At 68.0% G+C, this 12,424-nt stretch carries 11 protein-coding genes; 9 read left to right on the top strand and 2 right to left on the bottom strand.

The annotated features are described in order from the left end of the window. Positions 1-94 precede the first annotated feature (94 nt). From ABD481_RS28740 to ABD481_RS28715, 6 genes are all read left to right on the top strand, one after another. Complete coding sequence (locus tag ABD481_RS28740) at positions 95-616, top strand: hypothetical protein (RefSeq protein ID WP_344668911.1); 522 nt, start codon at positions 95-97, stop codon at positions 614-616. A 284-nt stretch (positions 617-900) separates the two neighbouring features. Further along, positions 901-1,389, top strand: coding sequence for a hypothetical protein (locus ABD481_RS28735; RefSeq protein WP_344668910.1), 489 nt, complete (start codon positions 901-903; stop codon positions 1,387-1,389). Positions 1,390-1,966: 577 nt separating this feature from the next. Continuing rightward, entirely contained in the window at positions 1,967-2,251 is a 285-nt protein-coding gene (locus tag ABD481_RS28730; protein ID WP_344668909.1) for a hypothetical protein, read from the top strand. A gap of 56 nt (positions 2,252-2,307) precedes the next feature. After that, positions 2,308-2,925: a hypothetical protein gene (locus tag ABD481_RS28725; RefSeq protein WP_344668908.1), complete on the top strand. Its 618-nt coding sequence runs from the start codon at positions 2,308-2,310 to the stop codon at positions 2,923-2,925. Between the two features lie 381 nt (positions 2,926-3,306). After that, a complete protein-coding gene (locus ABD481_RS28720; RefSeq protein WP_344668907.1) occupies positions 3,307-3,534 on the top strand; it encodes a hypothetical protein in 228 nt (75 codons plus the stop codon). Between the two features lie 25 nt (positions 3,535-3,559). Continuing rightward, positions 3,560-4,165 carry a hypothetical protein gene (locus tag ABD481_RS28715; RefSeq protein WP_344668906.1) on the top strand — a complete coding sequence of 202 codons (606 nt, stop codon included), beginning with the start codon at positions 3,560-3,562 and terminating at the stop codon, positions 4,163-4,165. A gap of 247 nt (positions 4,166-4,412) precedes the next feature. On the opposite strand, the gene ABD481_RS28710 is transcribed toward ABD481_RS28715, so the two are convergent. Continuing rightward, complete coding sequence (locus ABD481_RS28710; protein ID WP_344668905.1) at positions 4,413-4,796, bottom strand: hypothetical protein; 384 nt, start codon at positions 4,794-4,796, stop codon at positions 4,413-4,415. A gap of 258 nt (positions 4,797-5,054) precedes the next feature. Between ABD481_RS28710 and mobF the strand changes: the two genes are divergently transcribed. From mobF to ABD481_RS28695, 3 genes are all read left to right on the top strand, one after another. Continuing rightward, positions 5,055-8,888, top strand: a complete 3,834-nt coding sequence (mobF, locus tag ABD481_RS28705; protein ID WP_344668904.1) for a MobF family relaxase — start codon at positions 5,055-5,057, stop codon at positions 8,886-8,888. 137 nt (positions 8,889-9,025) lie between these two features. Further along, positions 9,026-10,273 carry a helix-turn-helix domain-containing protein gene (locus ABD481_RS28700; protein WP_344668903.1) on the top strand — a complete coding sequence of 416 codons (1,248 nt, stop codon included), beginning with the start codon at positions 9,026-9,028 and terminating at the stop codon, positions 10,271-10,273. A gap of 92 nt (positions 10,274-10,365) precedes the next feature. After that, a complete protein-coding gene (locus tag ABD481_RS28695; RefSeq protein ID WP_344668902.1) occupies positions 10,366-11,007 on the top strand; it encodes an HAD-IA family hydrolase in 642 nt (213 codons plus the stop codon). Here the strand turns inward: ABD481_RS28695 and ABD481_RS28690 are convergent. After that, complete coding sequence (locus tag ABD481_RS28690; RefSeq protein ID WP_344668901.1) at positions 10,993-12,279, bottom strand: helix-turn-helix domain-containing protein; 1,287 nt, start codon at positions 12,277-12,279, stop codon at positions 10,993-10,995. The genes ABD481_RS28695 and ABD481_RS28690 overlap by 15 nt on opposite strands. Positions 12,280-12,424 lie beyond the last annotated feature (145 nt).

The following is a 12,424-nucleotide window of genomic DNA, read 5'->3' as shown; positions in this document are numbered from 1 at the left end:
CCCGGCCGACACCCGTGCCTCCGCCGAACTCGGGCGCCGCGCTTCCCCGCACGGTCCGTGGCCGGGCCCGCCAGCGGAACCCGATGCCGTTCTGATGCCCCTTCCGGTCCGCGCCGCGGGCACGGTCGACGTCTGCCAGCCGGGCCTACGTCCGGTTGTGCTTCCCTTTTCCTCACGCCAAGGAGTAACCCCTCTGATCACCACACCCGACCGCCTGCCGCTCGCTGACGAATTCGACGCGCAGCAACTCGCCCTGAACACGCTCGGCTACCAGATCTTCAGCCTGCTCGGTCGCGCGCTGCACGCGATGTTCCCGCCCGCCGCGTACGTCACGATCAGCGCAGACAGCGTCGACGAGGCCCGGTACCTCGAACCTGCCCTGAGGCGCGACGGCGTTGTGGTCTACGACTTCACCGAGCACGACGGCGGACGGCTGCCCGAGCTGACCGCCGACCTGGCCGCGCAGTTCGGCAGCTACGACTCGCGCGACCTGCGGGAGGTGCAGCTGCTCCTCAACGACGCCTGCGGTACCGGCGCGCAGCTGCCGTACGTGGCCGAGCACATGGACTCCCATGCCGAGAGCGCCGTGCGCTGCCTGCTGCTCGACCCTGTGTAACACCCGCTCGGCCGCCCACCGGGGTCGCCAACCCGGCGGGTGGCCGGCGGTCGGATCGGACCTTCGGCGGCTCGCCGAGTTGACCGCCCCGGCAGCGGATGTGGTCGGGCCAGCCTCGCCGTCGGCCCTTAGCTCAGCACACCGCCCGGCCTAGCCCGGTCAAGGCCGGGGCCGCTACGCGGTCGGCTTCGCCGAGCCTGGACCGGGGCCGGGATCGGTGTACTGGCACGGGGCGCGCCAGCGGGCCGAACGGCCCGACCCCCGCGACCCTCGGGACGGACACCATGACGATCCTGCTCGACGCCCCCCGCACCATCGCGGCACCCGCCGCGCCCAAGCTGTCCCCGCGCGTCCTGGTCGAGGCCGTCATGCTCGGACCCGGTCCGGCCATGCGCACAGTTCGCACCCGGCCGGGAGCCGACCTGCTTGACGCGCTCGACCAGCCGATCACCCGCGAACTGCTGATCTCCCGCTGTTCCGACGAGCCCAGCGCGCACCGCGTGCTCGGCGTCGCCCTCGCCCTCGGACGCGCCTCCCAGACCCCCGAGCAGCACCGGGCCGCCTACACCACCGCCGCCTACGCCGCGCTCGCCCTCGGACGGCGCGAGCTCGGCATCGGCCTGCTGAACACCGCGCTGGACGCGGACGACGTGCTCGACGACGAGGACCCGTTCGCCGTATCGCTCGGGCTGGCGATCTACCTCCACGAAGCGAGCGCCGCGCACTACGGCTACTTCGCCGCGCGCCTGGCCCTGCGCCTGCGCAGCGCCTAACGTCCGACTCCTCCCACCCACGTGGGCCGCCGGGACGACCCGGCGGCCCCATCCCCGTTTGGAGCACATACACCCGTGAGCACCACCCGCCGCCCCTCGCGCAAGCGCGTGATCGGCTTCCGCATCGTGGGACGACGGGGGACGAACCACGCAAGCAGCGGCGCGCCCTGATCGTCGCGGTGCGCACACATCTGTGGGCCCGCGTCTGAGCGGTCTGGACGCTTGTCAGCTCCCGCCTGCTCCGTCCGCCTGGTCCGCTCGATCGGCGCCATGCCGGGTGTCGTGCCTGCTACGCCGTCCGGGTGATCGCCAGGCCGAGGTGCGCCGACCTCGGAGCCGTGTCGGGCACGACCTGGCCGCGCCGCGTCCCCGGTGTCTCGGGGAGGAGGGGAGCCAGCGCCCGCGTGATCGCCCGAGGGCACCAGAAACCCGCGTTCGGCTCAACCCCACGCTCCTTCGTCGATCTTCGGGGGTTGCCCCAAACGCGGACCTCCGGTGGGCACAGCCCGTCCACGCCGGGACCACCGGCACCGCCCGCCCCGCGAAGACCTCGGGGCGCAACGACGGGAAACCTTCCGTGCCCGAACCCGACCTGCCTCAGGACCGTCCGGCCCTCGACATCGACACCCTGACCCGGTTGCTCGATGCCGAGTGCGAATACCAGGCCACCCGCGCCGATCTTGGCGACGCCGAGACCCGTCGCTACCGCGAGCTATATGACGCCTACCTCGCCGTCGGCAAAGATTCTGGGGCTCTGCTGACCGCCGCGCCCCGCTCGATCACTCGCGCCTCCCTGGCCGCAGCTCTTCGCCGCCACGCCCCTGCGGCCGACTGGGAACAGCTCGAACTCATCTTCCAGTGACCGCCGGCCGGGGCCTGGCGCCCCGGCCCCGCCCATCCTTCGAAAGGCACCACGCGATGATCATCGAACCGCTGCCCGACACGCGCCGTACCCGGCGAAATCTGTCCCACCTGGTCGCCGCGGCCGAGCACCTGCGCGCCGTCGACCAGCTCGCCCGCGAGCTGATGCCCTGCCCGCATCTGCCGACCCTGCCACCGACCGGTGCGAGCGCGACCTCAGTTGACGACTTCAATGTGGCCGTGGACCACCTCGGCTCTGTCATCCGCTTCACCCCTGACTGCTCCTGTCGCCACGGAGCCGACCGGGAGCTGCGCGCGCACTACGAGATCGCGGTGAAGCTGTGGGACCACACCTACGCCGACGCCATATTCCGCGCCCGCTGCTCTCACCGCCGCGCCCGGCGCCGTCTTCTCGCGCACGTCGGGCGGCTGCACCGCTACCGTGCCGCGTTCGAGCGACTGGCCCACCACCATCGTGAGCTCGCCAGCCTCGACCAACTCGACGCCCTCGACCTTGCCGAGGACCACCGGCGAGACGGCGAGGAGGCTGCGGCCGGACGAATGCGCGTGGCGTGCTGGGTGTGCGACGGCGAGTTCTACGTCCCGAGCGACGACGACGGCGACGCCGAAGGGCGCCACAACTGCGGCTCGACCAACTGCCGTGACGCCTACTGACCACCATGCTGCTTCAGCCCGGCCGCTGCGCCGGTCGGGCTCTGACCACCCATCTGCGACCACCTCGGCTAGGACAAGGCCGCCGTCGTGTAGATGACCGGCCCCGGCGGAGTGTCGCCCTCGACCCCGCTATCTTCGCGTGCCCTGTTGCCGGGGGCAGGAAGGTCGCCAGCGGCATCCAGATCAGCCGGTCGGCCGGCGAACCAGCGCGAGCGCGGATCTCCGGGAGGGAGCTCTGCGGCTAGCGGATCTCGCGCACCAGCCAGACCAGGTAAATCCGCTGAACCCACTTGTCCAAGACCAGCTGACCGCTCACGGGCGTCATCCTGGCCGTAGCCTGCCGGCGGCAACCGGTGAGGGCCGGATGGGAGGATGCCTCACATGAGTGCTCCAACCTGGTACCACGACGGCGTGCTGTCGCTCCTGCGCCGACAGATGCAGGATGCGCAGTGGAAGCTCGCGGAGGTCGAGGGCGATACCCCGCCGGGGCCGGTCACATCGGCGGTCACGTCCGGCCGCGAGGCAGCGTGGAACGCGGAGGTCGCGTTCGCCACCAGGGTCCTTGAGCTTCAGGCGGAGGACGCCGCGAAGCGGCTTACGGCTGAGTAGTTGATTGCGTCGTTAGCATCGGCGCATGGAGCCGTACAAGAGCGTTCGGGTCAACTTCGACAACGACGATTATGAGAACGTCTGCGAGCGATTCGGGGGCGGATTCGACGCGCTCCCAGCATGGCGGGACCTTGGGAATCTCCTGGCGCACCGCGCCGGCTGGCACTTCAACGTCGCCAACCACGGCGAGGCGCTGTGGTGCTGCGGGGTCCTCGGCGAGGCCCGCCTCGTCGTCTACGTCGAGCCCGCCGGATTCCATTGCTACGACCACGGCGAGGACGATGATGCCGTCTTCGCCAGCACGGCCGGGGTCGAGGCGTGGCTGTCGACCCGCGAAGAGGCTGCGCGGACTCCCAGCGCGGTGATTAAGGAGATGGCGCAGACGTTCGACTGGCAGGTGCTGCGGGACTACCCGTTCCGGTTGGACGTGTCCTGGTCGGACGGGATGTACTGCGCGACCCTGCCGGCGCTGTATGAGCCCAGCTTCGGGGCGAACGTACGCGACGTGGTCAACGGGGCCGCCGAGATGCTGTGCCAGCTGTTCGACGCTCCTGCGGAGCTCGCGCGGCAGCTCACCATCACGGTCGAGATGGACAACTCCGCGACTGATCAGATGCGCTCAGCGGCCTGATGGGACACGGGCACGAGCGGGCACTGACGTCCTCGTGCGAACGCCGAGCGTGCCCGCGTCCAGGCCCCTAAAGCGAGCCGCTGAACCTCGGCGCCTTCCCGCACGGGTCGGAGTCGGCCGGACCGTGCGGGCTGGAGTTGCTGCACTTGTTCGGACCCTGCATCGGCGAGGGGCCACTCGACCTGTAACCCCGGCGTTCCGGCGGCCCGCGCGAATCTGTCCGCGTCGCGCGGGCCGCGCCTGGTCGCTACTCGCCGGTCGCCGGTGTGAGCAGCTGCTGCGCTGAGGTCGGGAAGGGCGCCGGGTCCAGCTGCGACACCTGCACGGGCCGCTCGGGGGCGATCGCCGCCATGGCTGCCGTCACCTCGTACACGCTCACGCCGCACAGCTCTGCCGCGGCCTTGTTCGTGTCCACCAACTCCCGCACCGCACGCAGCGCCTCCTTAGCCCTCCCGTCCTCCTCCTCAACCACGGCCTGAGCGCGCTCCCGCCGCTCGGCCGCCTCGAAGTAGCCCTGCGCCGCAGTGCCGAGCGCCGCGAACCGGCGCGCCTGCGCCTCCTTCATCTGCCGCGTCGCCGCGTCCGCCCGCTGCCGGGCCGCCGTCTTGACCGAAGGTCCTCGCCTCGGCATCCAACCACCTCCATATACTCATGAGAATGACTTACCTAAACCATAGACCATGGTCTACAGTAGGTGTCAACCGGCCGCCTCTCGCGCATCGCGACTTCCCACACGGCAGGCCCCCTCCCAGCCTTCCGCGCCACCCCTTGCCACCCGCCCCCTCCACCTCCAAGACACCTCTTGCACGAAAAGGATCTTGAAGCCTTTGCGGGAACCGCCCCGCATCCCAAACACCGCCCGACCAGGTAGAAAAGGAAGGAGAAACCGTTGCTGGCTCTGCACAAACTCACCGCCGGAGACGGTTACACCTACCTGACCCGCCAGGTCGCCGGGGGCGACGTAGTGCGTGAAGTTGGGCAGAGCGCGGCGGACTACTACACCGCCGAAGGCAACCCGCCTGGACACTGGATCGGACGCGGCGCGCACCTGCTCAAGGTCGCCGGCACCGAAGTGACCGAGCAGCAAATGAAGAACCTCTACGGCCTCGGCCAGCACCCGGACGCCGAGAAGATCCGGGAGAAGATCCTCGCCCGCGTCCGCCCGGGGATGAGCGAGAGCCAGATCAAGGCCATCCACCGCGCTGCGGAACGCGAAGCCACCCTCGGCCCCGCCTTCCCGCTCTACCAGGCCCTCGTCAACTTCGACGCCAGGGTGGACATGCGGCTGGAGGCGATCCGCCAGGAGACGGGTCGCGAGCCCACCAAGGCCGAGATCAACAAGGCCAAGATGGACGAGTCCCGCGCCCAGCGTGCCGCAGTCGCCGGATACGACTTGGTGTTCAGCCCGGTCAAGAGCGCCGCGATTCTCTGGGCGATCCACCCGGACCTCGCCGTGCGCAGGGCCGTGTACGACGCCCATCGTGAAGCCCTCGCATCCGCGATGACGCTGCTGGAGGCCAACGCCGCGCTGACCCGCACCGGCAAGGGCGGCGTCGCACAGATCGACACCCGCGGCCTCGTGGCCGTCGCGTTCGATCACTTCGACTCCCGGGCCGGCGACCCGAACCTGCATACCCACGTCGTGATCAGCAACAAGATCCAGGGCAGCGACGGAATCTGGCGCAGCCTCGATGCCCGCGCCCTGTACCGCATCACCGTGGCCGCCTCCGAGCACTACAACTCCGCCTTCGAGACCCTGCTCTCGGCCAAGACCGGCGTCTCGTTCGCGCCCCGCGCAGATACCCCGCGCGGCAAGCAGCCCGTCCGCGAAATCGCCGGCATGCCGCTGAACTACATCGAGCACTACTCCGGCCGACGCACGATGATTGAGGCCCGCTACGCGCAACTCGTGCGCGAGTACCGACGCGAGCACGGCCACGATCCGAGCCGCAAAACCGCCTACGTCCTCGCTCGGCGGGCCAACCTCGACACTCGCGACGGAAAGAAGGCCGCCCGCTCGCTCGAATCGATGCGGTGGGACTGGACCACGTCGCTGACCGACCAGTTCGGCCACAGCGCGCTGAGCAAGGTCTCGGCTCTCGTTCCGGCGAACGTCCCAGCTGCCCGCGCTGCCCTGGATGTCAACCAGGAGCAGGTCCGCGGAGCAGCCCGCCACATCCTCGACGCTGTCGCCGAGGTCCGCTCCACCTGGACCGCATGGAACATCCGTGCCGAGGCCGAGCGCACGCTGCGCGGCGGATTCATCAACCTCGCCGAGCAGGCTGCGACCATCGACAAGGTCGTCAAAGAGGCGTTGGACGCCTCCATCTGTGTCGAAGCCCCGTCCCTCACCGGTGAGCCCAAACAGCTCCAGCGCAGCGACGGGGCGTCCGTGTTCACCGACCACGGGGCCGCCCGGTACACCTCCGCCCTAGTCCTGGGTGCCGAAGACCGCCTGCTCAATGCAGCCACAGCCACCGTCAAAGCTAAGATCCCGACCAAGGCCCTGGCCGCATCGCTGGCGCAGTTCGAGCGCATCAGCGGACGCCAGCTCGACCACGGACAGCGAGCCCTGGTCGAGGACTTCGCCACCCGCGACACCCGCATATCCATCGGCATCGGGCCAGCCGGCTCCGGCAAGACCACCGCGATGTCGGCCCTGGTCCACGTCGCCCGCGACTGCGGCGTGCGCGTGGTCGCCCTGGGCACTTCCTCGACCGCCGCATCCGTCCTGGGCAACGACTTGGGCACGCCGGCCGAGAACACGCACAAGTTCCTCTACGAGTACACCGAGGGCAAGTACGCCCACCGGCTGATGCAGGGCAAGCGAGTGCCGTTCGAGATGCAGCACTTCGAGCTGGGCAAGGGCGACATCCTGCTCGTCGACGAAGCCGGGATGGCCGGCACGCTCAACCTCGACCGCCTGCTGACGATCGCCGAGGCACGCGGCGCGACCCTGCGCCTGCTCGGAGACCACCGCCAGCTCAGTGCCGTCGAATCCGGCGGCGCGCTGCGCCTGCTGGCCCACGCAACCAAGCACGTCGAACTCGACACCCTGTACCGGTTCAAGAACCCGGCCGAGGCCGAGGCCACCCTCAAGATCAGCGTCGGCGACACGGACGGGCTCGACTTCTACGCCCGCAACCAGCGCATCCGCTCCGGCTCGCGCGACGGCATGACCGAACTGGCCTACCAGGGCTGGAAGACGGACATGGTCGCCGGCAAGCGCACCATCCTGATCGCCGCCAACGGCGTGGACGTCACCGCCCTCAACTCCCAGGCCCGCCAGGACCGCGTCGAAGCTGGCGCCGTAGAGGCCGGCGGAGTCGTTCTGCGAGATGGCCTGACCGCGGGCACCGGCGACTGGATCACCACCCGGGAGAACGACCGTCGCCTGCGCACCAACGGCGGACGCGACTGGGTCAAGAACGGCGACGACTGGACCGTCACCACCCGCCACGAAGACGGCTCTCTGACCGTCCGCCACGCCGACCACGAAGGCAGCGTGTACCTTCCGGCGGACTACGTCTCCCGCTACGTGCAGCTCGCCTACGCCAGCACCGTCATGAGTGAGCAGGGCACCACCGTCGAAACGACGCACGCGCTTCTCGCCGCAGGCATGACTCGCGAAGAACTGTACGTCGCCCTCAGCCGGGCGCAGTACGGCACCGTGCTCTACGTCGGCACGCACGATGTCCTGCCGCTCGATCCGGACGAGCGCCTGGACTACCCCAAGACCGACCCGCGCGCCTACGCCGCGATGGAAGTCCTGCTCGGCATCCTCCGCAATGAGGGCGCGGAGAAGTCGGCGACCGAGACCATCCGCGAGGACCTGCTCGAAACCGGCTCCCTCACTACCCTCGCGCCGCGCTTCCACCACACCCTCGTCACCGCCGCCCGGCCGGCCTACCGTGCCCTGATCTGGGACTCATTCGACGAGGAGCTGGCCGAACGCATCGTCGAATCCCCTGCATGGGCCGAGCTGCGGCGCACCCTGCTGCTCGCTGAGCAAGCAGGCCACAGCGGCGAATTCCTGCTCCAACAAGCCGCCCGGCGCGACCACCTCGACACCGTCCCCGAGCCTGCCGAACGCCTCACCCTGCGCATCAGCGCCTATCTCGATAGTCGCCCATTTCCTGCGGCCTACCGCCACGGCTCGGAGCTCGACGGCCCCACGAGCCTGCCCGCGTGGCTCACCACCCCGAATCGAGTCCTTGCTCACGGACGCGAGGAAGACGAACCGCTGCGCGCCTCCCTCGACTCCCTTACCACTCAGATGCGCGCCCGTGTTCAGCAGCTTGCAGACCGCGCTATCGACGAACGGCACAGCTGGATCGAAGACAACCGCACCACCCCGCGCACACCTCAGCAAGAGGCCGAATGGCGCAGCCACATCGCCGTCGTCGCGGCCTACCGAGAGGAGCATCGCATCACGAGTGAAGACCCGGTGCGCCCACTCGGGCCCCTCGTGGCAGCCGACGAGAGCGATCATCTGGTCCACCGCCAGGCCGAGATCTCCGTCGGACACATGCTCAAGCTGAGCACGGAAGATGCTGAACCGGCGAGCCGCACTCCCACCCGGTCCGTCAGATCGAACACGCCCAGACGCCAGCTCGCGCCCGCGCGTGCTCGCGGAGCCGAATACGACGAGCCGCAGCACGGCAGCCGCCGGCACATCGAGCACGAGACCCACCGGACGGCCGAACGTGAGATCGGCTACTAGCCGTAGACCTTGATGTTGCGCCCACCATGCCTCTTCCCCACCGACGCCGCGGGTAGGCCGCAACGAAGTCGTCGCGACCAGCCAGCGCTAAGGGTTCTGGCTATCAATCCCACCGCTTCGGATGTCACGATTAGGGCATGGCAGCTGAAGCACCTGAGGCGTTCGGCGTCAGAGTACGTCGTCAACGCCTGCGCCTCGGACTCGGGCAGGCGGAACTTGCTCACCGCTTGGGTAAGAAGCAGGGCTGGGTGTCGAAGGTGGAGAACGGCATCATCACTCCCGACCGTGTCGGGCAGATCAATGAAATTGCCGCCGCCCTCCACTGCCACCCAAACGACCTTATCGGACGGCCCTATCCAGCGTCTCCCGCCGAGAACGGCTGGCACGAGCACGCTCAAGCCGCTATCTCCGAGCTACGCCGCTTCGACCTTCCTCCGTCGTTTGAGGGCACACCGAGGCCAGTCTCCGCCCTCCAGGCTGAGCTTGCGTCCATCCACGCCAGCCGCGATTCGGCAGCCTATCGACAGATCATTGCAGCTGTCCCAGGCTTGCTTGCCGAATCCAGAGCCTTGATCGAATCCGCCGAGGAAGACAGCGATCGCAGTGAGGCCTACGTCGTCTACGGCATCACCTGCAAAGCTGCCCACACCTCTGGTTACGGTTTAGGGCATCCCGAACTCATCGCCATGGCTACAGCCGGCGCGGACTGGGCCGCACGCAACTGCGGTGATCCGATGATGCCCGCTATCGCTAGGCATCTGCGAGCCCGGGACATGTGGGCAACGAACTCGCTGTCCGACGCCATAGCGCTCCTGGATTCCGCACTTGGCCTGATCGGCGACGAATATGCCGACGGGTCCGCGCACGCACTGCGTACTTGGGGTTCGCTCCAGCTCCGTGCAGCGGTCACCGCCTCCCGCCAGAACAGGCCCGGAGAGGTAGAGAGTCGTATCGCGTATGCCACCGAAGCCGCCGATCGGCTCAGGGTGGCGCGGCCGGCACGAGACCGACACGAACTGACCTTCAGCCCTGGCAATGTTGTCGTCCACGCTGTTTCCGTGGCAGTCGAGATGGGTGACGCCAGCCGTGCCTTGTCGATAAACGACGCCGCGATCGCGAACGGTCGACGTGACCTCGCCGACCTGCCGCCTTCCCGCATCGGTCACCATCACCTGGATATCGCGCGTGCTTGGCTATGGTATGGCGACCGTCACCGGTCGCTGCACGAGCTGGAGACAGCCGAGAAGATCGCTCCTCAGCTCATTCGGTCCCACCCGATCGCACATGCCCTCGTCTCGCGCCTCATCGAGGCGGAGCGCGCTGGAACCGGTGAGAGGCTACGGCGCATCGCCAACCGACTTGGCATCCAGAGATCGACCCACTAAGCCGTTCGCGGTGACGGTCAGATTCGGCTGCCTCAAGAGTCTTCCCACCACACTCCAGCTTGAAGGCCGCGTCACGGAGCTATGCTCGCAACATGAGCGAGCCACGTTTCAGGGGGCTGGTCTTCGACTTTTTCGGGGTGCTGACATCGAGCATGGTCGAGGTCATTGAATCCTTCGAGCGGCGTGAGAAGATCCCGGCCGGGACGTTCTACCGTGCATGGGCTAACCCGACAGGACAGGAGCTGTTCCGCAGCATCGAACTCGGCCGAATCGAACAGGTGCACTGGAACGACGGCTATGCCGCCCTGATGTCCGACATCTGCGGGCACCGTATCGACCCTGACGGGCTGATGGAGCGGTACCTTGCCGACGCATTCCCAGCGTGGGAGATGATCAAGGTCGCCAAGCAGGCCCGCGTGTCTGGTGTGCGAACAGCGGTGCTCTCGAACTCACTTGGCCGCGCACCGTATGACCCTTACGCAGCGTGGGACCTATCTGGCACGTTCGACGTTGTCGTCCTCTCCGGCGACGTGGGGCTGCGCAAACCGGACCCAGCAGTGTTCCACCTGACTTGCGATCGTCTCGGCGTGTCAGCCGAGCAATGCGTGTTCGCTGACGACTCAGAAGAGAATCTGAAGGCTGCTGTAGCTGTGGGAATGACTCCGCTGTTCGCGCTGGACGAGCGAGTTGCCGCCAGTCGGGTGCGACTCGCTTTCGGGTTACCCGACCTGTAGGAAATCCCGAACCTTCGGATTTCCCCGATGAGCTTGGAGCTTGGCCCGCACTCCGGCCAGAGTGTCCGACGAGCGGGCGGAGTCAACACTGCCGAGACACCGGACCGCGTAGCGGGCCTGGTCTACGGCCTCGTCCAGGTCGTGATTCTCCACGTGGGCCTCGGCGATTCGCGCCAGATAGATGGCTGCCAGGCGCGGATGGTCCTCGTCGCCGGGATAGTCGGCGGCCAATCCATCATGGAAGTTTCGCAGCGCGCGCTGAGGATCGCGAAGTTGCAGCGCGCACGATCCGGCGATCATTTCCACCTCCCCGGGCGTGACCCAGTACAGGAATGGCGGGTCGTCCTCGTTTGGCCCATCACCCACCAGGTCTCGCGCCCGGTTCAATGCCCTCGCGCAGCTCTTAAGGTCACCGGTCTTCGACAGCGCGCGAGCCCGTCGTGCAGCGAGCATGGCTTGCATCCGAGGCGTTGCCCCGAGGCCGACGTGGGCCTCGGCTGTCTCCAGCAGACTCACGGCATCACGTGGGTTGCCGACCGTGTAGTGCTGAACCGCCATGAACGACATCGCATAGGCGCCAGTCGTCCGGTCGCCGGCTGCGGCTGAAGCTCGCAGGGCCAGGGCATAGTAGCGCTCAGCTGCGGCTTGCCGATCGCCGTCGAACAGGTTCCAGCCGACTTGCCGCGCAGCTTCGGCTGCAAGGCTCAGGCCGAGGTCTTCCTCCCGGCCAGTCATCCGACCGGACTTGAGTACCTGGGCGGTGAGTGCCAATTCATTCCGGGCCAGTTGAGCCATCGTGCCGGAGCCGAGTTCGTCGCCGAGGTGCCGAAGTTCCTCAAGGCGGTTGGCCACGGTCGCCAGCACCTTTGGAACGGCATCGGTTGTCGGCAGTACGGGCCGTGCTGCTGCGACCGCGCTGGTCCAGCGACCCGTGAGGGCAGCGAGTGCCGCGCCTCCTGTGACAACGAACCTGCGACGGTCGAGGTCCAAAACCGCTCCTTGTGACGTTTCCAAGAGGGCCGCCAGCGCCCCGGACCTAGTCCATGGCGAGCCCTCCGGGTCTTCCCGCCCGGCGAGCGTAGCCGCGAACACTCCTCCCGTTCCTAGTACCCGGTCGTAGGCCCTGACCACATCCTCGGTGACCCCACGCGTGCCGTTTTCGACGCTGCGCAGGTGGGGACGCGAGAACCCGGCGCGGCGGGCGAACTCGTCCCACGCCAAGCCGGAGGACTCGCGCGCCTGACGCATAGCCAACCGGATGTCCTCACTCACCGATGCCCCCTTCCCAAGATTGAATCAGGGCTGAATCAGCCCACGTCATTGTTCCTCACTCGCTCGCGGTGTGTGCTGGATTCAGCACGGACCGCGCAGTCAAGAATAAGCCTCTTGTCACAAGACCGTGCTAACAGTCGTATTC

This window comes from Catenulispora yoronensis, from assembly GCF_039531695.1.
Classification (GTDB): domain Bacteria; phylum Actinomycetota; class Actinomycetes; order Streptomycetales; family Catenulisporaceae; genus Catenulispora; species Catenulispora yoronensis.
This window is presented reverse-complemented; position numbering and strand designations above follow the sequence as displayed.